Origin of the sequence: Cyanobium sp. BA5m-10, from assembly GCF_024346255.1 — a bacterium.
Lineage (GTDB): Bacteria > Cyanobacteriota > Cyanobacteriia > PCC-6307 > Cyanobiaceae > Cyanobium_A > Cyanobium_A usitatum.
The window spans coordinates 96593-121601 of sequence record NZ_JAGQCP010000002.1; the positions used below are offsets into that span (position 1 = coordinate 96593).

General features: G+C 63.7%; 31 protein-coding genes. 16 read left to right on the forward strand and 15 right to left on the reverse strand.

Annotation, left to right across the window (positions count from 1 at the left end; genetic code table 11):
- Positions 1 to 80: 80 nt before the first annotated feature.
- From atpH to KBY85_RS01770, 7 genes are all read right to left on the reverse strand, one after another.
- Positions 81 to 629 carry an ATP synthase F1 subunit delta gene (gene atpH, locus KBY85_RS01740; RefSeq protein ID WP_254959851.1) on the reverse strand — a complete coding sequence of 183 codons (549 nt, stop codon included), beginning with the start codon at positions 627 to 629 and terminating at the stop codon, positions 81 to 83.
- A complete protein-coding gene (locus KBY85_RS01745) occupies positions 629 to 1153 on the reverse strand; it encodes a F0F1 ATP synthase subunit B (protein WP_254959853.1) in 525 nt (174 codons plus the stop codon). Before KBY85_RS01745 ends, atpH begins: the two co-directional genes overlap by 1 nt.
- The gene (locus KBY85_RS01750; RefSeq protein WP_254959854.1) at positions 1150 to 1620 is read right to left on the reverse strand and encodes a F0F1 ATP synthase subunit B'; all 471 of its coding nucleotides are present in this window, start codon (positions 1618 to 1620) and stop codon (positions 1150 to 1152) included. Before KBY85_RS01750 ends, KBY85_RS01745 begins: the two co-directional genes overlap by 4 nt.
- A 99-nt stretch (positions 1621 to 1719) precedes the next feature.
- On the reverse strand, positions 1720 to 1968 hold the full coding sequence (gene atpE, locus KBY85_RS01755; protein WP_106502337.1) for an ATP synthase F0 subunit C: 249 nt from the start codon (positions 1966 to 1968) through the stop codon (positions 1720 to 1722).
- A 159-nt stretch (positions 1969 to 2127) separates the two neighbouring features.
- Positions 2128 to 2847, reverse strand: coding sequence for a F0F1 ATP synthase subunit A (atpB, locus tag KBY85_RS01760; protein ID WP_396121797.1), 720 nt, complete (start codon positions 2845 to 2847; stop codon positions 2128 to 2130).
- Between the two features lie 54 nt (positions 2848 to 2901).
- A complete protein-coding gene (locus KBY85_RS01765; protein ID WP_254959855.1) occupies positions 2902 to 3384 on the reverse strand; it encodes an ATP synthase subunit I in 483 nt (160 codons plus the stop codon).
- 59 nt (positions 3385 to 3443) lie between these two features.
- Positions 3444 to 4616, reverse strand: a complete 1173-nt coding sequence (locus KBY85_RS01770; protein ID WP_254959896.1) for a class I SAM-dependent methyltransferase — start codon at positions 4614 to 4616, stop codon at positions 3444 to 3446.
- A 198-nt stretch (positions 4617 to 4814) separates the two neighbouring features.
- On the opposite strand from KBY85_RS01770, the gene KBY85_RS01775 reads away from it, so the two are divergent.
- The 7 genes from KBY85_RS01775 (at position 4815) to KBY85_RS01805 (ending at position 12180) form a co-directional block, all read left to right on the forward strand.
- Complete coding sequence (locus tag KBY85_RS01775; protein WP_254959857.1) at positions 4815 to 7139, forward strand: phycobilisome rod-core linker polypeptide; 2325 nt, start codon at positions 4815 to 4817, stop codon at positions 7137 to 7139.
- A 392-nt stretch (positions 7140 to 7531) separates the two neighbouring features.
- Entirely contained in the window at positions 7532 to 8017 is a 486-nt protein-coding gene (locus tag KBY85_RS01780; RefSeq protein ID WP_106502340.1) for an allophycocyanin, read from the forward strand.
- Positions 8018 to 8059: 42 nt separating this feature from the next.
- Positions 8060 to 8548 carry an allophycocyanin subunit beta gene (apcB, locus tag KBY85_RS01785; protein WP_106502341.1) on the forward strand — a complete coding sequence of 163 codons (489 nt, stop codon included), beginning with the start codon at positions 8060 to 8062 and terminating at the stop codon, positions 8546 to 8548.
- A gap of 33 nt (positions 8549 to 8581) precedes the next feature.
- On the forward strand, positions 8582 to 8782 hold the full coding sequence (locus tag KBY85_RS01790) for a phycobilisome linker polypeptide (RefSeq protein WP_106502342.1): 201 nt from the start codon (positions 8582 to 8584) through the stop codon (positions 8780 to 8782).
- Between the two features lie 213 nt (positions 8783 to 8995).
- Complete coding sequence (locus KBY85_RS01795; protein WP_254959897.1) at positions 8996 to 10138, forward strand: FtsW/RodA/SpoVE family cell cycle protein; 1143 nt, start codon at positions 8996 to 8998, stop codon at positions 10136 to 10138.
- A 9-nt stretch (positions 10139 to 10147) separates the two neighbouring features.
- Positions 10148 to 10885, forward strand: a complete 738-nt coding sequence (locus KBY85_RS01800) for a cytochrome c biogenesis protein CcdA (RefSeq protein WP_254959858.1) — start codon at positions 10148 to 10150, stop codon at positions 10883 to 10885.
- On the forward strand, positions 10882 to 12180 hold the full coding sequence (locus KBY85_RS01805; protein ID WP_254959898.1) for a cytochrome c biogenesis protein ResB: 1299 nt from the start codon (positions 10882 to 10884) through the stop codon (positions 12178 to 12180). Before KBY85_RS01800 ends, KBY85_RS01805 begins: the two co-directional genes overlap by 4 nt.
- On the opposite strand, the gene queF is transcribed toward KBY85_RS01805, so the two are convergent.
- The gene (gene queF, locus KBY85_RS01810) at positions 12177 to 12602 is read right to left on the reverse strand and encodes a preQ(1) synthase (protein ID WP_254959859.1); all 426 of its coding nucleotides are present in this window, start codon (positions 12600 to 12602) and stop codon (positions 12177 to 12179) included. The two genes, KBY85_RS01805 and queF, sit on opposite strands and share 4 nt — an antisense overlap.
- A 186-nt stretch (positions 12603 to 12788) precedes the next feature.
- Between queF and KBY85_RS01815 the strand changes: the two genes are divergently transcribed.
- Positions 12789 to 13127, forward strand: a complete 339-nt coding sequence (locus KBY85_RS01815) for a P-II family nitrogen regulator (RefSeq protein ID WP_106502346.1) — start codon at positions 12789 to 12791, stop codon at positions 13125 to 13127.
- Positions 13128 to 13149: 22 nt separating this feature from the next.
- On the opposite strand, the gene KBY85_RS01820 is transcribed toward KBY85_RS01815, so the two are convergent.
- Positions 13150 to 14091: a TlyA family RNA methyltransferase gene (locus KBY85_RS01820; RefSeq protein WP_254959860.1), complete on the reverse strand. Its 942-nt coding sequence runs from the start codon at positions 14089 to 14091 to the stop codon at positions 13150 to 13152.
- 113 nt (positions 14092 to 14204) lie between these two features.
- Here KBY85_RS01820 and KBY85_RS01825 point away from each other — a divergent pair, with 113 nt between their 5' ends.
- Together KBY85_RS01825 and purB are read left to right on the forward strand one after the other, a co-directional pair.
- The gene (locus KBY85_RS01825) at positions 14205 to 14417 is read left to right on the forward strand and encodes a hypothetical protein (RefSeq protein WP_254959861.1); all 213 of its coding nucleotides are present in this window, start codon (positions 14205 to 14207) and stop codon (positions 14415 to 14417) included.
- Between the two features lie 44 nt (positions 14418 to 14461).
- Positions 14462 to 15757 carry an adenylosuccinate lyase gene (gene purB / locus KBY85_RS01830; RefSeq protein ID WP_254959862.1) on the forward strand — a complete coding sequence of 432 codons (1296 nt, stop codon included), beginning with the start codon at positions 14462 to 14464 and terminating at the stop codon, positions 15755 to 15757.
- A 25-nt stretch (positions 15758 to 15782) separates the two neighbouring features.
- Here the strand turns inward: purB and KBY85_RS01835 are convergent, their stop codons facing one another.
- From KBY85_RS01835 to KBY85_RS01845, 3 genes are read right to left on the reverse strand one after another with little or no spacing between them, the layout of a single operon-like run.
- Complete coding sequence (locus KBY85_RS01835; protein WP_254959863.1) at positions 15783 to 16184, reverse strand: OsmC family protein; 402 nt, start codon at positions 16182 to 16184, stop codon at positions 15783 to 15785.
- A gap of 24 nt (positions 16185 to 16208) precedes the next feature.
- On the reverse strand, positions 16209 to 16649 hold the full coding sequence (locus KBY85_RS01840; protein WP_254931231.1) for a 23S rRNA (pseudouridine(1915)-N(3))-methyltransferase RlmH: 441 nt from the start codon (positions 16647 to 16649) through the stop codon (positions 16209 to 16211).
- 22 nt (positions 16650 to 16671) lie between these two features.
- Positions 16672 to 19428: an RNA helicase gene (locus tag KBY85_RS01845; protein WP_254959864.1), complete on the reverse strand. Its 2757-nt coding sequence runs from the start codon at positions 19426 to 19428 to the stop codon at positions 16672 to 16674.
- Between the two features lie 191 nt (positions 19429 to 19619).
- Between KBY85_RS01845 and KBY85_RS01850 the strand changes: the two genes are divergently transcribed.
- From KBY85_RS01850 to KBY85_RS01870, 5 genes are read left to right on the forward strand one after another with little or no spacing between them, the layout of a single operon-like run.
- On the forward strand, positions 19620 to 20777 hold the full coding sequence (locus KBY85_RS01850; RefSeq protein ID WP_396121800.1) for an aminotransferase class I/II-fold pyridoxal phosphate-dependent enzyme: 1158 nt from the start codon (positions 19620 to 19622) through the stop codon (positions 20775 to 20777).
- 5 nt (positions 20778 to 20782) lie between these two features.
- Complete coding sequence (locus KBY85_RS01855; RefSeq protein ID WP_254959865.1) at positions 20783 to 21451, forward strand: alpha/beta hydrolase; 669 nt, start codon at positions 20783 to 20785, stop codon at positions 21449 to 21451.
- Positions 21448 to 22272, forward strand: a complete 825-nt coding sequence (locus KBY85_RS01860; protein ID WP_254931221.1) for a methyltransferase domain-containing protein — start codon at positions 21448 to 21450, stop codon at positions 22270 to 22272. The genes KBY85_RS01855 and KBY85_RS01860 overlap by 4 nt, the downstream gene beginning before the upstream one ends.
- Positions 22269 to 22937, forward strand: a complete 669-nt coding sequence (bioD, locus tag KBY85_RS01865; RefSeq protein ID WP_254931222.1) for a dethiobiotin synthase — start codon at positions 22269 to 22271, stop codon at positions 22935 to 22937. The genes KBY85_RS01860 and bioD overlap by 4 nt, the downstream gene beginning before the upstream one ends.
- Entirely contained in the window at positions 22934 to 23089 is a 156-nt protein-coding gene (locus KBY85_RS01870; RefSeq protein WP_254931223.1) for a hypothetical protein, read from the forward strand. Before bioD ends, KBY85_RS01870 begins: the two co-directional genes overlap by 4 nt.
- On the opposite strand, the gene KBY85_RS01875 is transcribed toward KBY85_RS01870, so the two are convergent.
- Entirely contained in the window at positions 23086 to 23352 is a 267-nt protein-coding gene (locus KBY85_RS01875; protein WP_106502354.1) for a DUF3143 domain-containing protein, read from the reverse strand. The genes KBY85_RS01870 and KBY85_RS01875 overlap by 4 nt on opposite strands.
- Positions 23349 to 23810: a J domain-containing protein gene (locus KBY85_RS01880; protein ID WP_254931224.1), complete on the reverse strand. Its 462-nt coding sequence runs from the start codon at positions 23808 to 23810 to the stop codon at positions 23349 to 23351. The genes KBY85_RS01875 and KBY85_RS01880 overlap by 4 nt, the downstream gene beginning before the upstream one ends.
- Before the next feature lie 68 nt (positions 23811 to 23878).
- Here KBY85_RS01880 and rsmG point away from each other — a divergent pair, with 68 nt between their 5' ends.
- Positions 23879 to 24628 (forward strand): 16S rRNA (guanine(527)-N(7))-methyltransferase RsmG, encoded by a 750-nt coding sequence (gene rsmG / locus KBY85_RS01885; RefSeq protein ID WP_254959866.1) that lies wholly within the window; start codon positions 23879 to 23881, stop codon positions 24626 to 24628.
- On the opposite strand, the gene KBY85_RS01890 is transcribed toward rsmG, so the two are convergent.
- Positions 24594 to 24989 carry a ferredoxin gene (locus KBY85_RS01890; protein ID WP_254931226.1) on the reverse strand — a complete coding sequence of 132 codons (396 nt, stop codon included), beginning with the start codon at positions 24987 to 24989 and terminating at the stop codon, positions 24594 to 24596. The two genes, rsmG and KBY85_RS01890, sit on opposite strands and share 35 nt — an antisense overlap.
- Between the last annotated feature and the right edge of the window lie 20 nt (positions 24990 to 25009).

Below are 25009 nucleotides of genomic sequence, written 5' to 3' on the forward strand. Positions count from 1 at the left end.
GCTGATGGAGGGGAAGACGGGGAAGCGGGGAGAGCGCTGCCGGAGCCATAAGGTTCCGGCAGCTTGGGCGGACAGAGGAGCTAGCTCACCTGAGCCAACGCCAGTCCAAGGCGGCGCACCTGACCAGAAAGGCTGGCATCAATAACTTGGGAGCCCATGCTGACGATGAAGCCACCTATCAAGGAGGGATCAACCACGAGGTCGAACTCCACCGATTTAGAGCCTGCAATCGCTTGAACCTTGCGGTTGAGCTCAGCCTGCTGCTCCTCGCTGAGGGCAGCAGCAGATGTCACCTTGGCCAAAGTGATGTTGCGCAGCTCCCGATAAAGCTCCAGGAAACGCATCAAGACAGCCTCCATCATGGGCAGGCGCTGGCGATCGGCCAATAGCTTGAGCAGATTTTGCACCGCAGGGGTGACCTGATCGTCGAAAAGCTTTGCCAAAGCAGCCTTCTTGGATTCCGGCTCAAGCACGGGCGACGCCAGAGCAGCTTTTAGCTCGGGGCTCGAACTCAATACGGCCAGAAGGTATTTTGCCTGTTTGGCAACAGCATCAGTCTCCTTACGAGATTCAGCTACCTGCAGCAACGCCTCGGCGTATGGGGTTGCAATCGAGTTAAGGAGTGGCATCAGGCTTTACCCAGGGTTGAAATGGACTGATCGATCAGTCGGGCCTGGGCATCTGCATTGAGCTTGCCGGGGAGGGTGGCAAGTGCTTGGGCAATAGCCCGGTTGGCGGCTTCGCGGCGCAACTGGTCGGTGACGCGGGCAGCTTCGGCATTCAAGTCGGCCATGGCGCCCTGCTTGAGGCGAGCCATTTCAACGATCGTGCGCTTTTCGCTTTCCAGCCTCAAGGATTGGGCACGGGCCAAACCATCAGCGCGAATCTGCTCAGCCTTTTGTTGTGCTGCCGACAAATCCTGCTGGGCTTGAGCTAACGAAGATGTTGCTGCGAGAAGACGCTGCTCAGCATCTTGCAGATCGTTGAGGATGGCTGCACGACGGCGCTCCAGGATGCTGCCGAGGAAACCTGGCAAAAACTTCCAAAGGCAGGCGATCACAATCGCCAAGTTGATGATGTTGGTCTCGAACGGATTGAGGTTGAAACCAAATCCGCCGTGACTTGCTAGCAAGGAGGGGAGCAGGAAAGTCATGAGGCAGCCAGCAAGCGGGTCACGATCAGATCACCGAGCTTGTCGGCGTCCTTATTAAGCCGGTCCATCGCCTGGTCTCGCTGAGAATCAATCTCACGGCGGGCCTGCTCACGGGAAGCATTGGCATCGGCCGTAGCCGCGGCAAGGGCATCTCGGTAGAGACGATCCATTTCCTGCTCGGCCTCGAGGATCAACTTTTGGGACTGCTGACGCGCGTCCTTGAGCTGTTCCTTGAGATCGGCTTCCAGCCGCTCAGATTGAGCCAGCTTCTGCTTGGCGTCAGCGCGGCTAGTGGAGATAAAGCTCTCACGCTCCTCCACTGCCCGTCCTACGGGGCGGAAGAACAGCGAATTCAGAATGAAAGTGAGGAGAACAACCTGAACCGCCATCAGCGGCAGGGTGGCATCGAGGTCAAAAAGACCTCCCTCAGGGACACCTGCTTCGGCGAGCAGAAGCCAGCTGGTCATTTGGGCGAGGGCGCTGGAACGATCGGTCGGGATTGAGGTTTGTGAGCCTGGGAGGGCAGGAGCAACAAGCCCCAGCCCTCCTTCCACTCACAACAACGCTCAACCAGCGAAGGGGTTGGCAAACAACAGCACCAGGGCGACCACAAGGCCGTAGATGGTGAGCGCTTCCATGAAGGCCAGGGAGAGCAGCAAGGTGCCGCGAATCTTGCCTTCGGCTTCAGGCTGACGTGCAATGCCTTCAACGGCGCCGCCAGCTGCGGTGCCCTGACCGATGCCGGGGCCGATGGCACCGAGGCCTACAGCCAGACCAGCGGCCAGAACAGACGCAGCGGAGGTGATGGAATCCATGGTGGAGTGGGGGATTGGGGTCGCGGTTGTGGCGCGTTATGGACCGGGAATAAAACCCTGCGCTGAGGACATCCTTTCAAGAATGGGCCCGGGATGCTTCCGGACCTGCGCGAGGGAGATTTAGCAGACCGCCGGAGCGGAGCAGCTGGCGAGGAGCTCCTAATGGTGCTCTTCGTGCACCGCCTCGCCGATGTAGTAGGCGGCGAGGGTGGCAAAAATCAGGGCCTGAATAGCACTGGTGAAAAGACCCAGGAACATTGCAGGCAGGGGCACAATCAAGGGCACCAGAAATGCCAGAACTGCGACTACCAGTTCATCCGCCAAGATGTTGCCAAATAGACGGAAGGAAAGGGAAAGGGGCTTGGTGAAATCTTCAACGATCTTGAATGGAAGCATGATCGGTGTCGGCTCCACGTAGTACTCGAAATACCTCAGCCCCTTACGGCTCAAGCCGGCATAGAAGTAGGCAAGGGATACCAACAAAGCCAAAGCAATGGTTGTGTTGATATCAGCCGTTGGTGCCCCAAGCTCGCCACTAGGCAGATGGATCAGCTTCCAGGGCACCAGGGCTCCGCCCCAGTTGCTCACAAAGATGAACAGAAAAAGGGTGCCGATGAAGGGCATCCAATCGCGGTAAGCCTTCTCACCAATCTGTTCACGGGAGAGATCTCGGATGTAATCCCAGAGGAACTCCAGCAGGTTCTGGGTACCTCGGGGATCACGCTCCAGCTTGCGGGTGCCAACCACTACAAAGGCAAGCAAGGCACCGATAACGACCCAGGAGCTCAGGAAAACCTGGCCGTGAATCTTGAGGTTGCCAAGTTGCCAGTAGAGGTGTTTACCAACCTCCAGTTCAGCAAAGGGGAGAAGGAGAGGCATCGGAGCCAGCGAAGGGGAGTTCGGGGTCGCCAGGGCGACGGAACGGAAATGGGGTCAGGTGTCGAAGACTGCCTGAAGGATCACGGCCGGCTTGTAGAGCAGAAAGCCCAAAAGAGCCGGCAGGATCGAAAGTTGGGGAATCCGGGCTGCGATAAGCACCAGGACGACCGGCACCAGCAGCTGAACCTTGCTAACCCGCCGAGCATTTTCTCCCAGCTTGGTGACACTGCGGCTGAGCAGCCACAGGTAAAGAAGGCCAGCTAAAGCACCCACCAACAGGCTGGAAGCCGTGGAGATGGAGCCCAAAACGGCTGTTCCTGCCACCGCCACTGCCGAAAGCAGCAAGGTTGCAAGCAAGAGCCGGCGTTGGAGCCGGAAATAACCATCCATGCCATTGCTGACATCGGCGGTTAGCGCTGGCAGGGTTGATGCACCGGTGGCATCATCCAGCTGCTCAACCGCTTCACCAGCCTGAACTGCCGTTGAAACGGTGGGTTCAGGGTCGGGAAGTAGGGGGCAGGGGAGGGATACCGACAAGCGCGCTCAAATCCCTGAAAAGGCGCGCGGAATCTATCACGGTCCTGATCCCTGCCCCCTCAGAGCACCGGCAGCAAAACCCTCTGGTTCAGCAGTTGGCGGGCCACGGCAAGCCGTTGCGCTGCAGGCCAATCCAAAGGCAGCTGGCCGATCGCCACACCCGGTGCGGTCTCAAGGGCAGCCATCAAATTGAGCCCCGCCTCGCTGACGTCAAGGGGCGTTAGGTCTGGCCCCATCAAGCGGGTGGCTGGCCAACCCCAAAGGCAGCGGTTTATTTCACCCCGAGCTGCCAGCAAAACTTTGTCGTCGCTCCAATCGGGTGCCCTCACCGCACCATGGCTGAGAAAAAATTCGAAATGGCTGATATCAGGATCAAGCTCCTCCACCAGGCTCCACTGCTCAAGCTGACTGAGGCCCTGGGCCCGCTCCAGCAGCTCACCACTAAGCAAGCGCGCGGGCGACCACACCTCCGGATTGGAAAACCCGGCAAACTCCAAACCGGCTGAGGCGACAAAAGCCAGCAGACGTTCGAGGTTGTAGCTGGTCTCTTGGGGGTGCAGATACATATCCGCAAAATTGGCATCGGCTGCCGTGTCGACGATCCAGCGCCGCTCGTGATGCTGGCGCAGTCGGTTTCCCTCAGGCAACTCAGCCAGCAGCTGGCGACCCAGCCTTAGCCCCTCCGCTCCTGAACCGACGGCCAGCCGTGCCAAGGCCCGCTGGGTGCGGTGAATTTCCCAGCGGCCGCCATCCGCATACAAAAAGAGATGCAGTAGCCCGCCTGGCCGCAGCAATCCAGCCAATGACTGCAAACCAGCCTCTGGCTCGCGCAGGTGGTGCAGAACACCAACGGAATTGATGTAGTCGAAGGGTCCCTCGCCAGCCAGATCAAGCAGGCTGCGCTGTTCGATACGCAACTCCCGCACTGCTTTTGCAGCCCCTGAACGTCGGGTGCGCTCCCGTGCCACCTCAAGCGCTCCGGCGCTGATATCTACCGCCAGGACCGAGGAACCGGGGTTGAGGTGGCAGAGGTAATCGGTGCTGACGCCGGTGCCGCAGCCGGCGTCGAGAATCCGCCAAGACCGTTCACCTTGGTCGGAGCGCGGCGGTAGGGCTCCAGTAGCAGCAGCCCAGGCGCTATCGATGCACCAGCGCCAGTTGTATCCAGGGGGTGGGCCGTCTTGGAGGGGGTCTCCCGGGTAGGGGAAACGGTCGTAAAAGGCGCTCACCATCGGCGTGGCGGCATCACTGGCAGGCAAGGACGGATCAGCGGCAACCGGCTGAGCTTTTCACGTCCAGCGGCCACTAGAACGAGTCAATACGGGTCAATTGGCATCAGCAAGCCAGCGAAGCTGCAAACATTTGTTCATGGCTGGGCAAAGGCCCCGAGGGCCCGCCGTAACGTGGCCCTGCCCGGTTCGCTCTCGTCAATGACCGTGACCGCCAGCAGCGGCAGCACCAGGGTTTCACCCCAGCGCTACGACACCCTGCCGCTCTCCAGCGTCCGTCAGGCGGAGCAACAGGATCGCTTCCCCGACGGCGGCGAGCTTGAAACCTTGGTGGCGTTTTTCCAGAGTGGCCAGCAGCGCTTAGAAGCTGCACGCCGCATCTCAGAAAACGCTGATTTCATCGTGGCCAAGGCGGCCAACCGGATCTTCTCCGGAGGCACGCCCCTCTCCTACCTAGATGCTCCCTTGAGCGTCGTCAGCAGTGGGTCCAGCGACGCCACCCCCTTGGCCGCTGACCAGGCCGCCTTTCAGCGTTCGGTGCAGACCTTCGCCCAGGGCACCGGCAACTCCAGCGGCAACCTGATCACTCGCTTGCTCGAAAGCTCAGGTGGCGACGCCGATGTAAGGGTTGTGCTGCCCACCGGCTTCAGCCCGATTGCCGTGGGCCGTTACGGCACCGATCGGATGCGCAAGTCGCTGCGCGACATGGGCTGGTTCCTCCGCTATGTGGGCTACGCCCTGGTGGCAGGAGACCCCAGCATCCTGGCCGTGAACACCCGCGGCCTGCGCGACATATTGGAGAAGGCCTGCTCATTGGCGGCTACCAATGTGGCCCTGCAGGAAATGCGCGCCGCAGCCGCCGGCCTCTGCAAAGACAATCCCCAGGCCCGCGAGCTGGTGATCCAGTACTTCAACGTGCTGCTCGCCGAACTGCAGGTGGCCACACCAAGCACCCGGCAGCGCCTCGGCAGCCCTGAAAGTCAGGGCCTGCAACTGCCTGCCACCTATGCCCTAGCCGCAGACGGCAAGCAGCGCTTCATCATGAGAAAGCGCCTAAGTGGCGCCCAGAAAGCCGAAGTGATTCGAGCCGCCTATCGCCAGGTTTTTGAACGGGACATCGCCAAGGCCTACAGCCAGACGCCCTGCCCGGTTGAAGCCAGCCAGGTGCGCCAGGGCCAGCTGTCGATGCGGGAATTCATCCGCTCCCTCGGCCACAGCAAAGAATATCGCCAACAGTTTTTCGGACGCTTTTCCAATAGCAGGGCGGTTGAGCTGGCCTTCCGCCACTTCCTCGGTCGCGGCATCAGCTCCCGTGAGGAATTCACCCGCTACTTCGACATCGTCAGCGTCCAAGGCCTGAATGGTCTAGTGGATTCCCTGATCAACACCTTGGAATACGCGCGGGTGTTCGGCGAGGAAACCGTGCCCTACCTGCGGGATCTCGGTGAAGAAGCCCAGGAGAGTGCCGGCTGGGGATCAAACCGCAAGCTATTCCGCTTCAGCGCGCCTTTTGAAGGCGCACCTCAATACGTCACCCTCTACGCGTCCTATCGCCAACCCTTCGCCGATCAGCACGTCTACGGCGGCGGCAACGATCCCCTGGCCCTCAACTTCGGCGCGATTTTCCCTTCCGGCACCGCCTCAGTGGCCACCCGGCCAGCGCCCTACGGCTACGACAGCCGCCGCATCCTGATCGGCAATGGCTTGGCCCAGCCTGGCCAGATGGACAGCGCCCAGTTCCGTAAGGCCCAGCCCCGCCGGGTGGGGCCCAAGGTTGTACGCCTCCAGCAGATTGCTACCGGCGGCAGCTCCGTGCCCACCCGTGGCGGCCAGCCCAGCATCCGTGGCACTGAAGCCAGCACCCAGGCCGTTATTAATGCGGTCTATGTGCAAGTTTTAGGCACTGCTGGCTATGCCGGAGAGCGCAATAAGGTTGAAGAAATCAAGCTCGAGAACGGCGATATCAGCCTGCGGGAATTCATCCGCCAGGTCGCCCGCTCCAAGGCCTTCCGCCGCCGTTATTGGAGCGGCCTATACATCACCAAGGCCATCGAGGTTATACATCGCCGGCTGCTAGGTCGCCCAACCTTCGGGCGATGGGAAATTGACGCCTACTTCGATACCGCTGCCCGCACCGGCTTCTACGGCGTCGTCGACGGGATCCTGAACAGCCGCGAATACAACGAAACCTACGGTGAAGATATAGTCCCCTACGAGCGATTTGTCACCGCTACTGATCGCAATGCGCGCAAGGTGCCCGGCCTCAACCGCGCCTTCGACGCCTCTGCCTATGCCAATGAATTTACCCAGGACAAACGTCCAAACGTGCCCGTTGACCAGACCGTACGCACTACCGGAGATGTAACCAATCGCAACCTGCCGGGGCGCCGGCAGATTGTCGTGGGGAGCTGGACAGCTCAGACCGTAGGGGGAGAAACCATGACGGCATCTCGGCCCGAAGACAACTTCATCGCAGGGCCGGGCAGCATCCGCCAAGCACCTGCACCAACTCGCCGCTGGAAGTAGGCCCCTACGCCCAGCAACGCCTCAACCCGATGCCACCCCTGCGCGCTGCTTCAGCGACTTCGCGAGCCTCCCGGAGACACTTCGGGGGGTTTTTTATGATCAAGATAATAATTGTCGCAAAAGTTGAGCCGCAAGCCGAAACAAGTGGAGCGATTAGCGAAGCAAAATGATGAATAATTGCTGCGCCAAGCCGCTATTAACAATACCGCCCAAAGCCATTGCGCCGCAAGGGGTTTTTCAACCACAAACGCCATGAAGAACTGTTACCGCCAGGGGGCCAGCGAGGGGCTTTGCCGCAGAATGATTTGGCGATCGGCGCAAGTCGATCCTTTCCCTTACCCACCGGATATCGGTCTCCGTCAAGGCGGCCGCTTGTTTCGAGGCAGAACTGCATGAGCATCGTCTCCAACTCGATCATCAACGCGGACGCGGAAGCCCGCTATCTCAGCCCTGGCGAACTCGACCAGATCAAGTCCTTCGTGGGCGCTGGTCAACGTCGTATCCGCGTCGCCCAGGTTCTCGGAGAAAGCCGCGAGCGCATCGTCAAGACCGCTGGTGGCGCCCTGTTCCAGCGGCGTCCCGACGTGATTTCCCCCGGCGGCAACGCCTACGGCGAGGAGATGACCGCTTCGTGTCTCCGCGACATGGACTACTACCTGCGTTTGGTGACCTACGGGATCATCGCCGGCGATGTGACCCCCATCGAAGAGGTTGGCATCATCGGAGCCAAGGAGATGTATCGCTCCCTCGGCACTCCCCTCGATGCCATGGCTGAGTCCGTGCGGGAAATGAAGAACGCCGCCATGGGTCTACTTACCGGCTCTGACGCTGAAGAAGCCGGCTTCTACTTCGACTACGTCATTGGCGCCCTCTCCTGAGGCAGCGTTCTTTTACTACTCCCCGCCACCACAGCTGGATTCATGCAAGACGCGATCACAAACGTCATTAACCAGGCCGACGTTCAGGGCCTGTACCTGGACGACTCCGCCATGGGCCGCCTGGAGCAGTACTTCACCAGTGGTGAACTGCGCGTCCGCGCCGCTGCCACCATCAGCGCCAATGGTTCGGCGATCATCAGAGAGGCCGTAGCTAAGTCGCTGCTGTATTCGGATGTCACCCGTCCGGGCGGCAACATGTACACCACCCGTCGCTATGCAGCCTGCATCCGCGATCTGGACTACTACCTACGTTACGCCACCTACGCCATGCTGGCTGGGGACACCTCCATCCTGGATGAGCGGGTGCTGAATGGTCTCAAGGAGACTTATAACTCCCTGGGTGTACCCATTGGTGCCACCGTGCAATCCATCCAGGCCATGAAGGAAACCACCGCTGCACTGGTGGGTCCTGATGCCGGTCGTGAAATGGCCGTCTACTTCGACTACATCTGCTCCGGCCTGGGCAACTGATCCCTGCCATCGGCACACCCGAGGATCATCTCCATGCGTCTGTTCAAGATCACGGCTTGCATTCCTTGCCCGGAAAAGAGCCGCTCCCAGCGTGAGCTTCAAAACACCTATTTCACCAAATGGGTGCCCTACGACAGCTGGTTCGCTGAGCAGCAGCGGATCATGAAACAGGGCGGCAAGATCCTCAAAGTAGAACTAGCCGCTGGGCGTCGCCAACAGAACGTCGGCAACTGATTATTCAGTACATTTCGTTTCTTCCCAAGCTCGGCAGATGCCGGGCTTTTTTGTTGTTTTACTCTGGCTGCCAGGGGTCGACAACACCCCCCCGGGCACGGCTCAATGGGTTGAAGATGGCCCTACCTCTGCCACTCCCCAATTCCAGCCTTGGCCCGCACCGCAACTCACAACCTCCACCGCGACGCTGTCGGCGGTCCTCCGAAGGCTGGGGTGCTGCTGCCGTTGCCCTGGTCCCAGTGGCCTGCAGAGGCCAGATTGCTTCTGGGCATGGTGGCGGTCTGGAGCGTGATCGGACTACTGGTGCTCACCTCCGCCAGTTGGTGGGTAGCTGAACGGGAGATGGGCGACGGCGCCTTTTATCTCAAACGCCAGCTGGTTTGGATGGCTGCCAGCTGGGGGCTGCTCTGGTTTGGCTTGCGCACCAGCCTGCGGCGCTGGTTGCACCTAGCTCCGCTGGGGTTGTGGGTTGGGATCATTCTGGTCGCAGCCACCCTGGTGATGGGCAGCACTGTCAACGGCGCCAGTCGCTGGCTGGTGCTTGGACCGGTACAGCTGCAGCCATCGGAATTGGTCAAGCCTTTTGTGGTGTTGCAGGGCGCTGCCCTTTTTGCCCACTGGAAGCGCATCGGCAACGACCAGAAACTGCTATGGCTAGGGGCATTTGGGGCCCTGATCCTGCTGATCCTCAAGCAACCAAACCTCAGCACCGCCGCCCTATCAGGGCTGCTGCTCTGGCTGATGGCCCTGGCTGGGGGCCTTTCCCTGCCCATGCTGCTCGGGGCAGCCGGAGCGGGAGGGCTGCTTGGCAGCGCCAGCATCATGATCAACGAATACCAGCGTTTGCGGGTGGTGTCCTTCCTGGATCCCTGGCGGGACGCCCAGGGGGACGGCTACCAACTGGTGCAGAGCTTGATGGCGATCGGCTCAGGAGGCTTTCTAGGCGAGGGGTTTGGCCTTTCCACCCAGAAACTGCAATACCTGCCGATCCAGAGCACCGATTTTATTTTTGCAGTTTTTGCTGAGGAATTTGGCTTCGTGGGCTCGCTGGTGCTGCTGCTGTTTTTGCTGCTGTTTGGCTTTGTGGGCCTGAGGGTTGCTCTCAGCTGCCGCAGCAACCAGCAGCGCCTAATCGCCATCGGCTGCACCACCTTGCTGGTGGGCCAATCCATCCTCAATATCGCCGTAGCCAGCGGTGCCATGCCCACCACCGGCCTGCCTTTGCCACTGATCAGCTACGGCGGCAACTCCTTGATGGCCAGCCTGCTTATTTGCGGCTTGCTGATCCGCTGCTCGCTGGAGGCAGGCGGTCTTGCCCCTACCCCCAGGCGCCGCCGCACCGCAGCTGCCCGATAGGCTGATTGGATGATTAGTTTTGGGCCCCAACTGGCCGATTGGGCCCGCAGCAGCGAGACGCTGCTGCAGCGCTCCCTGGCCAGCCCCACCCCCACCACCGTTGGGGTTGTCTTTGCTGGCGGCCTGCTCACGAGCCTGGGGCCCTGCTCCCTGTCGCTTTTGCCGGTCACCCTTGCCTATCTGGCTGGTTTTGGCGGCACGCCCGGCGTTAAGCCCAGCCAGGCTCCCTGGCAGCGCAGCCTCAGCTTTGCGGCCGGCATCGTGGCCTCCTTGGTGCTGCTGGGCTTGGTTAGCGGCCTACTGGGCCGGATCTACGGCCAAATCCCCGGGCTGATTCCCACGGTGGTGGCTGTGCTTGCCCTGCTGATGGGCCTAAACCTGCTGGGCCTGCTGAAGCTGCCCCTGCCCGCCGGACCCGATCCTGAAGTCTGGCGTCGCCGGGTGCCAGCCCCCCTAGCTCCTTTGGCGGCAGGGTTGGCTTTTGGATTGGCCGCAACCCCATGCACAACGCCAGTGCTGGCTGTGCTGCTGGCCTGGATGGCCCAGAACGGCAAACCACTGGTAGGCATGTTGCTGCTCACCAGCTTTGGAGCGGGTCAGGTGGTGCCGCTGCTGCTGGCCGGCACGGCGGCCGCCAGCCTGCCGGGCTTGCTGAGCCTGAGGCGGCTGGGCCAATGGGTTCCCCCGATCAGCGGCGTGGTGCTGGTGACCACCGGCGCCCTCACCCTGGTGGCCAACTGGCGATGAAAGCCTTGCTGCGGCTGGTCGGCTGGATTTCCGATCTGCGGGTAGCGATCGTGCTGCTGCTGGTGATTGCCGTCACCAGTGGCGTCGGCACGGCCATCCCCCAGCGGGAACCAGCCGACCTTTACCACCGGCTCTACGACCCCCAGCCCTGGCTCGGCCTGCTGAACGGTGATGGGGTGCTGGCCCTCCAGCTCGACCATGTGTATTCCAGCGGCTGGTTCCTGGGGCTGCTGGCCTGGCTGGCCCTAGCCCTGCTGCTATGCAGCTGGCGCCGCCAGTGGCCCGCCCTGCAGGCCGCCCTGCGCTGGATCGACTACAGCACCCCCCGCCAGCTCAGCAAGCTGAGCGTGGCCGAAACCCTCAGCACCAACTCCCCCACGGCGAGCCTCGATCAGCTGGCCGGACTGCTGCAGCGCCAGGGCTGGCAAATTCAGCGCCACGACGACCGCCTAGCAGCCCGCAAGGGGCTGCTAGGCCGGGTCGGGCCCCTGCTGGTGCACGCCGGGATGGTGGTGCTGATGCTCGGAGCCGCCTGGGGGGCACTTGGGGGGCAACGGGCTGAGCAATACCTCGCCCCCGGCCGCAGCCTGGAGCTGATGGACAGCCGGGGCAGCAGCCAACTCACCCTCGCCCTCGACCACTTTTCAATCCAGCGCGATCCCGCCGGACGACCTGAGCAATTCACCTCCCAGTTGCGCATCTTGGAGGGCGATGGCAGCGGCGGCAGCCTGCTGAAGCAGGCTGAGATCAGCGTTAACCATCCGCTGCGCTTCAAGGGGGTCACCCTTTATCAAGCCGACTGGGCCCTGGCCACCATCAGCCTGCAACTGGGCAAAAGCCCCCTACTGGAGCTACCGCTACAGAGCTTTCCTCAGCTAGGCGAACAGATTTGGGGAATCGTGCTGCCCACCCGTCCCGATGGCAGCGAGCCGGTGCTGCTCAGCTTGGGCAGCGAACAAGGCCCTGTGGAGATCTACGGCGCCGACGGAATCTCCTTAGCTCGCCTAGCCCCAGGCGGCGCAGCTGTGGAAGTGAAAGGGCTACCGATACGGGTTGAAAGCGTGCTCCCCGCCAGTGGCATCCTGCTGAAGCGTGATCCTGGGGTTCCACTGGTTTATGCAGGATTTGCGATCGCCCTAGCCGGCGGTGGTCTCAGCTTGCTTGCTACGCGTCAGCTTTGGGCCATCGCTGAGCAGCCGGCCGGCCAAGCGGGTCAGCTGCACGTTGCGGGCCTCTGCAACCGCAATCTCACCGGCTTCGCTGCCGAGCTGCCCCAGATGCTCGCCCAGCTCTAACAATCCAGCCGCGTGCCGTGGCTGACGCGCACCACGGTGTGAACGTTGCCGCGGGGGTGAAAATCAGCCTCCAGCTGCATCCACTGGGGATCGGTGGCGGCAACCAGATCATCCAAGATGCGATTGGTCACCTCTTCATGGGAAATGGAGCGGTCGCGGTAGCTGTTGACGTAGAGCTTGATGGCCTTGAGCTCCACCACCCGGGGGCCGGGCTGGTAGATCAGGCGCAACACCGCAAAATCGGGGTACCCGGAAAATGGGCACTTACAGGTGAACTCCGGCAGCTCGATGGAAATCTCGTAGGCACGGGCAGGCCTGGGATTGTCAAAACAGATCAGCTCTGCTTCAGCGATGGCGCGCTCGCCATACATGGGCGCCTGGGTGAGGGAGGACGCGTTAGCAGAAGCTGGGCTGGAAGACATCGGAGCAAGGAAAGGGTAAGGGCCAGTGCCACTGGGCGATCTTAAGGAAAGTGGCCGCAGCCAACGGCTGCCCGAGCCGGTAGCAATCGCTACGACGACCCCCGCAAAGCTCGGGCGTAATGGCTTTACTCCCTACCATCGGCAGGGATTTCCTGAGAGACTTCCTAATTAGCCCGAGCTGTTCCTATGAAAAAAATTGAGGCCATCATTCGTCCCTTCAAGCTCGAGGACGTCAAGGTCGCCCTGGTCAATGCGGGGATCGTGGGCATGACCGTGAGCGAAGTGCGGGGTTTTGGCCGTCAAAAGGGCCAGGTAGAGCGCTATCGCGGCTCTGAATTCACCGTCGAATTCCTCCAGAAGCTGAAACTTGAGATAGTTGTCGATGACGACAAGGTCGACACCGTGGTTAGCGCCGTTCAAGACGCGGCCCGCACCGGCGAAATCGGCGACGGCAAGATCTTCGTGAGCACGATTGATTCGGTGGTTCGAATCCGCACCGGTGATCGGGACAGCGGCGCCATCTGAGCGCCAGCACCCCTTTTGATTTTTATTCCCTGGGAGTCAGCGTGCTGGCTACCAGGTTTTTTATTTGCTCTGGGCTGATTGGCGCAGGGCGGATTGGCGCAGAGCTGAATTTCGGGTCGCTTTGGGCTGGTTCAACAAGCTGTTCAACAGGCTCAAAAACATCCACTGCAACATCCCCGGCAACATCACCCATTCCGACCCGCCCATCGCAATCGGAGCGCCGCAGCCAGAGCAAGTATTCGTGGTTGCCGGCAGGTCCAGTGATTGGTGATGCCACCAGGCCGCAAGCCACCAAGCCCAGGCCAGAGGCCGCGGTGATCACCCCTTCGATGGCATCGCAATGCGCAACCGGATCACGCACCACCCCGCCCTTGCCCACCCGGCCCTTGCCCACCTCAAACTGGGGTTTAACCAGCAACAGCAGATCCACGGGTGCTTGGGGTTGCAGCAGCGCCAGCAGGGCAGGCAGCACCAAGGCCAAGGCAATAAACGACACATCGGCCACCGCTAGATCGGGCCAGGGGTCTTCGGGGCCGTAAAGAGCATCCGGGGTGAGGTGACGCAGGTTGGTGCGCTCCTTGAGCACTACCCGCGGATCACTGCGCAGGCTCCAGGCCGTCTGGCCGTAGCCCACATCAATTCCATAAATGCGGCAGGCCCCGTGCTGAAGCAGACAATCGCTGAAGCCGCCAGTGGAGATGCCGCCATCAAGGCAAACGCGCCCCTGCACGGCGATGGGGAAGGCCTCAAGGGCCCGCACCAGCTTTTCGCCACCCCTTGATACATAGCGAGGAAGTTGCTGCACCACCAGCTCGGCCTCCGGCAACACCTCGGTGCCTGGTTTATCGAGCACTTTGTCGCCGTGGCGCACCCGCCCGGCCCTAATCAACAGCTGGGCCTGCTGACGACTAGCCGCCAGGCCGCGGGCCACGAGCTCCAAATCCAGTCGTTGCTTGCGAGCCATGGCGCTCCACCTTTTGTGATCAAACCACAACGCAAACGGAACAGATTCCAAGCATCTCTGCCTCCGCACCAAAACCCGGCAGAGGATGGCACCCAGAAGTTGATCCGGCACCGATGGCCACCTCAATCCGGACCGCGAATGCTGCAGCCAATGTGCTGGAACTGCTCTATCCCGGCAGCTTCGTCAAACTGCGCAATCAACCTTCCGACCTGCCCCCCTTCCAGCTGATCCAGTGCCGCGGCGGCCGCTGCTGGGTGCGGCAGCAGGCCTGGGGCCATCAGGTGCACTGGGAGGTGGAGCACCAACGCCTGACGACCGCTGCCTAAGGGGCGCACCCATACATTGGTCTGGCAGTGAGCCAGGCGCGGCCTTGATCGAGCGTTACACCCTGCCCGAGATGGGCGCCCTGTGGAGCGAGCAGGCGAAGTTCCAAAGCTGGCTCGATGTGGAGATCGCTGCCACCGAGGCCAATTGTGATTTGGGGCGAGTGCCCGCTGAGGCAGTTGCGACGATTAAGGCGAAGGCCAGATTTTCGGTAGAGCGGATCCTCGAGATCGAGGCCGAGGTTCGCCACGACGTGATCGCCTTCCTCACCAATGTGAATGAACACGTGGGGGATGCGGGCCGCTACATCCACGTGGGCATGACCAGTTCAGATGTGCTCGACACAGGCCTGGCCCTGCAGATGAAAGCTTCGGTGGCCCTACTGCGCGCCGAGCTTGATGCCCTCGCCGATGCCCTCAGGGCGCTAGCCCGCGAGCACAAGGGCACGGTGATGATCGGCCGCAGCCATGCCATCCACGGCGAGCCGATCAGCTTCGGCTTCAAGGTGGCCGGCTGGCTGGCGGAAGTGGAACGCAACCGCGAGCGCCTCGAGCGGCTCGAGCGGGTGGTGAGCGTGGGCCAGATCAGCGGCGCCATGGGCACCTACGCCAACACCGACCCCCAGGTGGAGGCGATCGCCTGCGCCAAGCTTGGCCTGGAGCCAGATACGGCCAGCACCCAGGTGATCGCCCGCGATCGCCACGCCGAATACGTGCAGACCCTGGCCCTGGTGGGCGCGGCACTGGAGCGCTTCTCCACCGAGATCCGCAACTTGCAGCGCACCGACGTGCTCGAGGTGGAGGAAAATTTCGCCAAGGGGCAGAAGGGCAGCTCGGCCATGCCCCACAAGCGCAACCCGATCCGCAGCGAGCGGATCAGTGGCCTGGCCCGAGTGCTGCGCAGCTATGTGGTGGCGGCCCTGGAAAACTGCGCCCTCTGGCACGAGCGCGACATCAGCCACAGCTCGGTGGAGCGCATGATGCTGCCCGACTGTTCCGCCACCCTGCACTTCATGCTGCGGGAGATGACCGAGGTAGTGAAGGGCTTAGGGGTCTACCCAGACAACATGGCCCGCAACATGAACGTTTACGGCGGAGTGGTGTTCAGCCAGCGGGTGCTGCTGGCCTTGGTGGAAGCCGGCATCAACCGCGAAGACGCTTACCGGATCGTGCAGCGCAACGCCCACAGCGCCTGGAATATGGACGGCGGCAACTTCCGCGCCAACCTTGAAGCCGATGCAGAGGTGATCAGCAAGCTCAGCGCTGAGCAGCTGGCTGAGTGTTTCAGCACCGATCTGCATCAGGCCAACCTGGACGTGATCTGGCAGCGACTAGGGATTTAGCTAAGGATTTGAGCTGGCAGGCAGTTCAGGCCCAGTGCAGCCGCATCGGCACAGCACCCTCCAGGCTCAGCTTCACCGGGCAGGTCTCTCCGGCCCGGTGAAGCACGGCCCGCTGCTCCTCGCTGAGACCCGCCGGCAAGCTGATCCACACCTCCAGCAGGGCAATGCGCCGTGGCGCCTCGGGGGTCATGGTTTTTTCAATCCGAGCGCTGGCCCCCTGCAGCGGCCAGCCGTGGCGCTCGGCAACGATCCCCAGGATCGTCAGGATGCAGGTGCTCAGGGCCGTGGCCACCAGATCGGTGGGCGAGAAACGCTCCCCCTTGCCCTGGTTGTCGGTGGGGGCATCGGTCTCGAGCTCGCAGCCCGAAGGCCCGTGGCTGGAGTGGCAGCGCAGGGCTCCCTCGTAGCGGCTGTCAATCGTGGTCATCGCGGGGCGTAAGCACTACCCCAGTCAAGCGCCGTCGCGGTGATACGGCCCGCCCTGCTGAATCGAGCTGGCCCGGTAAAGCTGCTCCAACAGCAGCAGCCGCGCCAGCTCGTGGGGGAAGGTCATCGGTGAGAGGCTCAGGCGCCAGTGGGCCCGCCCCTTGAGCGCCGGGTCGAGACCATCAGCCCCACCGATCACAAACGCCAGCCGCTCCGAGCCAGAACCTTCAAGCGCCTTGGCGAAGGCCAACGAGTCGTAGCTCTGGCCCTCCTCGCACAGGGCCACCAACTGCTCGCCGCCGCGCAGCTCAGCGGATATGGCCTCCGCCTCGCGGGCCATGCCACCGTCCCGCAGTTCCACGATCTCCAGGCCCGGGAGCCGCTTGCGATAAGTCTCTACCCCTTCGCTCACCCAGCCCTTGCGCACCTTGCCGACGGCAATGATGCGTATGCGGGCGGAGTTGATCATGGGTTACGGCCCACCAACCTCAAGACTGGGGGCGCTCGATCGCCGGATCCAGGTGACCGTTGCCACTAGCCACCAAATCCTCGATCTCGCAAACCGGGAAGCGATTGATCGATTTGAGGGCAGCGCGGGCCTTGCTGCGCAGCTGCTCGCTGATTGCCTCGCAGTAGGGCACCTGGGCCAGGAAATCCACGGTGCGGCGCAAGATCCGCACCACATCACCCTCGTCGAGGGAGGTATTGGCAATCATGTCGCTCCAGCTGGCACCTTTAGCCCAGGCGTGCACCAGGCCCATCAACTCGGGCTCCCACCAAAGCGGGAAGTTGACCTTGGCGTGCTCCTGCTGACGCTCCAGCTCGCGGCGCAGGCCGCACAGATCATGCAGGGCCTCCTCGGCGGCCGGTGGCGGCGGGTAGCCGCACCACAGATCGGGCCGGTTGACTTCGGTGGAGATGGCTTCAAACACCGCCGCCAGCTGGGGCGGATCGAGCTCATCGAGGTGGCCGCTCATCAGCGACAGTCCCAGCCACAGCTCGTTGTCGCCGCGCAGGGCGGCCACGGTGCGGCCCACTTCGGTGGGCTCCAGGCCATCAGCTCCCGCCAGAGCCCCAAAAAAGCGCAACACCTCAATCAGGGCCAGGAAGGTGTCCCAGTGGCGATTAGAGCGGAAGTGCAGCAGCTGCTGGCGCTCCTCGATCTCCAGCTGCAACTCCTCCATGCGGCGGCGGTGCTTCTTGAGCTGGCGGCGGTCGCCCCAGCGGTGGGCCGGATGCAGCTCCAGGCTTTCCTCCAGCTGATGCACCTGCTGGGCCTGGTCCTGCACCTCACCGGCCAGGTCGTACTGGGGCGTGGCCATGTCGTGGCGACTGGCCATGTGGGCAACGGCAAGGGCCAGGCCACCGCTGGCTTGATCGCCGTGGCGCAACTCGCCAAGCTGGCGCAACTCGGGGGGATCCACCTGGCTCACCTGCAGGCAACTGAGCTCGGCATGGAGGCTCACCACCCCGTGGCAGGGCAGCAACAGCCAAAGGTTCTCGTCGGTGAGGCATTTGAGCAAAGGAAACTGCCCCGGCCCTTTCACCTTCTCCACAATCACCGCCGGCGTTACCCGGCCGCGTAGCTGGGGCGCCTTGAGACTCACCAAAGTGCCCTCACTGGCGAATTGCAGCGCCAAGGTGAGCTCATGGGCGACGGTTTCCTCGGCCTGTTGCTGGAGGATCCGCAGGATGCGCCTCTCTTCGCGCAGGTGAGCTCGCTGCTTTTCGTAGTCCTCGAAGTCGTCCCAGGGCACCTCGCCGGAGCCATCCTCCAGGCCTTCGAGCTGCTGCATCAACTGGCCGATGCGGGCCTCGTCCTCGACTAAATCGAGGGTGGCCAGGTAGCGGCCGAAACTGCGTTCAACCAGCTCCTTGGCCTTAGCCAGGTCGTAGCGCTGCAACAGGTTGAGCACCATGCCGTAGCTGGGCATGAACTGGCTGACCAGCGGATCTGCCGGCGCAGTAGCGAGCTGGCCCGCCTCCCGCACGCCTTCAAAGCGGCTCTGCACGGTCACCACGTAGCCCTGGGTATCAAGGCCGCGCCGGCCGGCCCTGCCCGCCATCTGCAAAAACTCACTGCCCATCAAAGGGCGGTGGCCTCGCTCGGTGCGCTTGCTCAGCGCCGAAATCACCGTGGTGCGCGCCGGCATGTTGATGCCGGCCGCCAGGGTTTCGGTGGCAAACACCACCTTGATCAGCCCCTGCTGGAACAGCTCCTCGATCAACTCCTTCCAGGCCGGCAGCACGCCGGCATGGTGGGCGGCAATGCCCCGCAGCAGGGCCTCAGCGTGGCCGCCTTCCCGCACCGCCTCGGGGGTCGTTGCCATAAACAGATCCAGGCGGGCCTTGATGCGCGCCTGTTCAGCAGGCGTCACCAGGGCGGCCTTGCCCAGCTCCTTGACGCCCTTATCGCAACCGCGGCGACTGAAGATGAAGTAGATGGCAGGCAGCATGTCGCGCTCCGCCATCTGGGCCACCACAAAACCCAGGGGCGGAGCCTCGGGCTGGGGTGGTTTCGGTGTTTTCGGACCCTTGCGCTGGCTGCCCTTGGGGGCGCGCCACACCTTGCAGTTGGGATGGAGCCCGGTGCCCTCGTCGTTGAGCAGGGGGTGCAGTCCCTTGGCACTGCAAAAGCTGAAGGCCAGCGGCACCGGCCGGTGGTCACTGAGCACCAGCTGGGTGGGCCCATGCACTCTCTCTATCCAGTCGGTGAGCTGGCCGGCATTGGCCACCGTTGCCGAAAGAGCCACCAACTGAATCGGCAGCGGGCAGTGAATGATCGACTCCTCCCAGACGGTGCCGCGCTGGGAATCGTTCATGTAGTGGCACTCATCGAGCACCACCGCCTCCACGCCCTCAAGCGGGTCATCTCCCGCATCGGCTTCCGCGTAGAGCATGTTGCGGAAGATCTCGGTGGTCATCACCACCACCTGGGCCTCCCGGTTGAGGCTCATATCACCGGTTAGCAGCCCCACCTTGTCGGCACCAAACTGCTCCCGGAAATCGCGCAGTTTCTGATTAGAGAGGGCCTTCAGCGGCGTGGTGTAAAAAACTTTCTGGCCGTGGGCCAGAGCGCGGTAGATGGCGTACTCACCCACCAGGGTCTTACCGGAGCCCGTGGGGGCGCTCACCACTACCGAGTGGCCCTGGTTGAGCGCGTCGATCGCCTCGAGCTGGAAGTCGTCGAGCGGGAAGGGGAAAATTGCTGCAGGATCCAGCCCATTGGGCGCCGTTTCAGGCACGCTGCTATTTGAGCTGGATCATGAAGCCATCCTATGAGGGAGGAGCCTGTTCCGCCTCGGGCAAGCTCTAGTAGCAACAGGCCGTGGCACAAGCTCGGATTTAGCGTTTGCGGAGCAATGTCCGGTCGTTGACACAACCCGGCACCACCTCTCCCCCCTCAGGGGAAAGAGCCGCCAGCTGGCGGGATGAATTGCGGCGTCAACTTGCAGCCATTCCCCCCCAGCGCCGCCGCGGCCTGCGCAGCTTTGCCCCCGCCGCAACCGCCGCCACCCTTGATCTGGCAACTCCCGGTAGCAGGAGTGCCCCCCTGCTGGATCTAGCCAGCAACGACTACCTAGGTCTGAGCCGTCACCCCGAGGTGGTGTCAGCCGCCCAGGCCGCCGCGGCCAGCCAGGGACTGGGGGCAGGAGCATCGAGGCTGGTGAGTGGCAGTCGGCCGGTGCATGACGAGCTGGAGGCAGCGCTGGCGGCCTGGCTGGGGCGCGAGCAGGTGCTGCTATTTCCCAGCGGCTTTCAGGCAAACCTGGCGGCGGTAGGGGCCCTAGCTGATCGCCACAGCCTGGTGCTGGCCGACCGACTGATCCACCACTCCCTGCTCACCGGGGTGCGCGCCAGCGGTGCCCGGCTGCAGCGCTTCGCCCACAACGACCTGGCCCAGCTCGACTCCCAGCTGCAAGCAGCCCGCCGGCGCGCTCCCGGACAGCGGCTGCTGGTACTGAGCGAGAGCCTGTTCTCGATGCAGGGCACCAGTGTGGATGTGGCGGTCCTGACGGCCCTCTGCGCCGAACACGGCGCCGCCCTGCTGCTCGATGAGGCCCATGCCCTGGGAGTGCTCGGCCCCGGCGGACGGGGCTTGGGCCACAACCAGCCCGAAATCGCCCTGATCAGCGGCACCTTGGGCAAGGCTTTTGGTGGCGGCGGGGCCTTTCTGGCCGGCGATGCCCTGGTGGGGGACTGGCTGCTGCAATCCAGCGGCGCCTACCGCTACACCACGGCCCTAGCCCCACCATTGGCCGCCGGCGCCCTGGCCGCCCTGGCCCTGATTCAGGCCGAACCCCGCAGCGAGGCCCTGCTGCAGCGAGCCGCCCGTTGGCGCACATGTCTGGAAGCGGCCGGCTGGCCGCGGCCGCCAGGCACCGGGCCGATCCTGCCGCTGCTGGTGGGCGACGATCACCGGGCTCTCGAGCTGCAACAACGCTTAGAAGCAGCCGGCCTCTTAAGCGTCGCCATCCGCCCCCCCACCGTGCCTGAAGGCACGGCGCGGCTGCGGCTGGTGCTGCGCCACGACCTACCGGCGGGCACATTGGAGCGATTGCTCACAGCTCTGGGGAGTCCTGCATGCAGCTGATCGCCATGCACGGATGGGCCGGCGATGCCCAGGGCTGGGAACCATTCCAAAGCGCCTGGAGCGCCCGCGGCTGGACGTGGCAGTGCGGCGAACGGGGCTACGGCGGGCAAGCTCCCAGGCCGGTGGCCTGGCAGAGCGACCAGGGCCTGAAGCTGGTGATCGCCCACTCGCTGGGCCCCCATCTGCTGCCCGCCTCCGTGCTGGCCCAGGCCGATGCGGTGGTGCTGCTCGCCAGCTTTGGCCGCTTTGTGCCCGAGGGCCCCGGCGGCGGCCGGCTGCGCAGCGCCGTGGCGGCCATGGCAAGCCAGCTGGCCGGCCCCGAAGCCAGCGCCATGCTCCAAACCTTCATGGAGCGCGCCGCAGCCCCCCAACCCTCCAGCCTGCTGCCCCCTGGCATCGCCGCCGCCCCTATTGCTGCCTCCGGCCGCCAGCGGCTGGCGGAAGATCTAAACCTATTGGCGGCCACGGCGGGGCTACCGCCTGGCTTCCCGCTCCAGGCTCGGCTGTTGATAGTGGAGGGCGGCGAGGATCAAATCGTGAATCCACAAGCCCGCCACCAGCTGCGCAACCTCCTACCTGCCGCCGACAACCTGGTGCTGGCGGGCGTGGGGCATTGCCTGCTCAGCCCGGCCCTCGTGCCCACCGTGTGTGGCTGGATAGAGGGCCTGCCGTGAACGCAAATCCAGTGCGCGACACGGTTTTGAGAGACACGCTTTTAAATGACAAGCTTTTAAATGAAGCAGGTTTCAGCGCGCGAGTGAGCAGCCGCTTCGGCCGCCACGCCGCCGGCTATGCCCGCCATGCCCGCCTGCAGCAGGGGGTGGCCTGGCGCCTGGCCCACCTGTGCGCGCCCCTCCACCTTGCCGCCGGCCCCCGGGCCGATCTGGGCGCGGGCTCCGGGCTGGTGGGGCAGGCGCTGCGGGCTCAGGGATGCCAGGGAGCCCTCCTGCAGCTTGATATCTGCCCCGAACTGCTGGCCCATAACCCCCAAACCACTGCCGGCGGCCAGCTCAGCTGGGACCTCAACTGGGGGCTGCCGGAGCAACTGGGCCAGGCCTCCCTGCTCACCTCCAGCTTCGCGTTGCAGTGGCTGGAGAATCCCCCAGCCCAAGTACAGCACTGGTGCGAGCAGTTGCGGCCAGGGGGCTGGCTCGGCCTGGCAGTGCCGACAAGCGCCAGTTTTCCCCAGTGGCACCAGGCCGCCGCGGCTGCAGGGGTGCCCTGCACAGCTCTGAGCCTGCCCGACGCCGAAGCCCTGCTGGCCGCCGCCAGCAGGGGCGGCCTGATGGCTCACTACAGCCGCCGGCTGCGCTTCAGCCGCGCCTACGGCAGCGGCCTCGGCTTTCTGCAGCAGCTACAGGGCCTCGGGGCCAGCGCCAGCCGAGCCAACCGCCTCAGTGCGGCCCAGTTGCGCCGGCTGCTGCACTGCTGGCCAGCAGATGGCTGCGTCAGCTGGGAAGTATTAGTGCTATTTGGTCAGCGACCCGGCCCATGAGCAGCTGCAGCAACGCCCTGGTGATCTGCGGCACCGACACCGACGTGGGCAAAACCGTGGTGAGCGCCCTTGTGGTCCAGGGGCTCGGGGCCACCTACTGGAAACCGGTACAAAGCGGACTGGAAGGCGGCGGCGACTCGGGCCGCCTGCAGGCCCTGCTGCAGCTGCCAGCGGAGCGGTTGCTACCGGAGGCCTACCGGCTGCAGACGCCGGTGTCACCCCACTGGGCCGCCGAACTAGAGGGCATCACGATCGACCCGGCCCGGCTGGCCCTGCCGGCAATGGCCGGAGCATTGGTAGTTGAGACCGCCGGTGGGTTGCTGGTGCCCCTGCGCCGCGACTGGCTGCAAATCGATCAGCTAGCCGCCTGGAGGCTGCCGGTGCTGCTGGTGGCCCGCAGCGGCCTGGGCACCCTCAACCACACCCTGCTGTCGGTGGAGGCCCTGCGCCAGCGCTCCATTCCGCTGTTGGGACTAGTGCTTAATGGCCCGCTCCATCCCGACAATCCCGCCACCCTGGCCGCATTGGCCCAAGCGCCGGTTCTAGCCCAGCTGCCACCTTTAGAACCGCTCACCGCCTCCGGGCTGGCTGCCCAATGGCGGGCGCAAGATCTGGGCCGTACCCTGACGGCAGCCATGGGCGCAGCCCCCAACCCCCGACGATGAGCAAGCAGCACTGGTTAATAAGTGGCGCCCTAGTACTGCTTTGTGGCGGCGTGTTGGTGCTGTTCACCGACGTGGAAACCTCCCTGGTGCGCTGGGTCAACTGCGGGCCGCTCTCCAGCGCAGAGGAGCAGCAGAGCCGCATCTGCCGTTAAGGCCCCGCCAGGATCACCGCCTCGGCATCGGCCCGCGACAAGCCATAGGGAAAGTGACGCACGCACACCTGGCCGTCGCTGTGCCAGCTCACTTTGAGCTCGTCCACCTCCAGCTCAATCTGGGCGCTCCATTCAGGGCGGTGCAGGTCCCAGAGGCAGGGATTGGCGCGCTGCCGCTTGGCACCCAACTGCTCCAGCCAGTGCTCCAAAGCAGGCAGGGGGTGGTGGTACAGCGGTGTCTGGGAACTGGGCATCTCGGTCATGAAACCAACCCTGTCACGTTGGTGGGAGCGCCCTCAGGCCACCAGCTAGGCCATTGCACCAATTGGGCGCCGCGCATCCAGGCCACTCCCACCCCCAGAACCAAGCTCAACACCAGGGCAAAACCCAGCAGCAGCAGCGCCAGCCACTCGCCACCAGAAAGTTCACGCCGCACCGAAACAGGCCGAGTAATGCTGGTCGGGGGCGGTGCAACGGGGCTACTGGGTGCCGAAGGCGGGCGCAGCTGGTCGTCGTAGCGCTGGCGCAGGGCCGGGTCGCTCAGCACCCCATAGGCCTGCTGCAGCTGCTGGAAAGCCAATGCAGCCTCCCCAGCCGGCAGCACGGTGGTATCGGGGTGGTAGCGCTTGCTCAGCCCCCGGAACGCTTGGCGTAGCTCCTGGGGCGAGGCGCTCTGCTGCACCTGGAGCAACGTGTAATAACTAAGTGGGGAGCTGGCCAAGGGCAGGGCGCCGGGAAAACGATCCGGTCTGCGGGATCCTAGAGATCAGAAACCCGTTACCAAGCTGGATGGCTCGCACCCTCACCGGCAATGCCCTCTGGCAGGAGCTCGGCTGGCAGCCCAGCCCAGCCCAAGAACAGTCGCTGGGCGACCTGCAGGTGCAGCTGCGCCAATGGAATAGCAAGCTCAACTTGACCCGGCTGGTGGAGGACGACGACTTCTGGATAGCCCAGGTGTTTGACAGCCTCTGGCCCCTGGTGCCCCTGCTGCAATCGGGGGCAGCCCAGGCACCGATGCGGCTGATCGATGTGGGCACCGGCGGTGGCTTCCCCGGCCTAGCGCTAGCGATCGCCTTTCCCCAGGCCCAGTTGACCCTGGTGGATTCGGTGGGGCGCAAGGTGGAGGCGGTGCAGGCCATGGCCGCAGCGCTAGGGCTTGGGGAGCGAGTGCAGCTGCGCTGCGAAAGGATCGAGCGCACCGGCCAGCAGCAGGCCTGTCGGGGCCAGTTCGACTGGGCCCTGGCCCGGGCCGTGGCCAGCGCGCCGGTGGTGGCCGAATACCTGGTACCGCTGCTGCAACCCCAAGGGCGAGCCCTGCTTTATCGCGGCCAGTGGTCAGCCGATGACCAACGGGACCTCAGCGCCGCCCTTATCCCCCTGAAGGCTGGCATCGACCAGTGCATGGCCAGGGAATTACCTAGTGGCCGGGGTAGCCGCCACGCCCTGGTGGTTAAACCGCTGGCCCCCTGCCCGCGCACCTATCCCAGGGCCGTGGGGCTGCCGGCTAAGCAGCCCCTGGGCGCGGCAACGTGCGCTTGAGCCGCACCGGCGAAGGCACACCAAGGGGAAGAATTTCCTGGCCGTCTAGCTGCTGCTGCAACTCGGGCAACTGCTCATAAGCAACCCAATGGATGCAATCAACGGGACAGGTATCGATCGCCTCTTGTATCAGCTCGGTGGCGTCGCCGTCCTGGCGAATCGCCCGGGAGCGGCCCCAGTGGGGCTCGACCGCAAAGGTGTTGACGGCCACGTGGGCGCAGTAGCGGCAGCCAATGCAGACAGCCTCGTCAACCCATACGGCCTTCTGACCCAAAGCTCCACCCAACAGTGGTTCGTGACCACTACGACGTGACTCGGGGGAAAAGGCGGTGGCGGTGAACGCCAGGGAGGGATCAACCATGCCGGGGTGAGCTCCCGGAT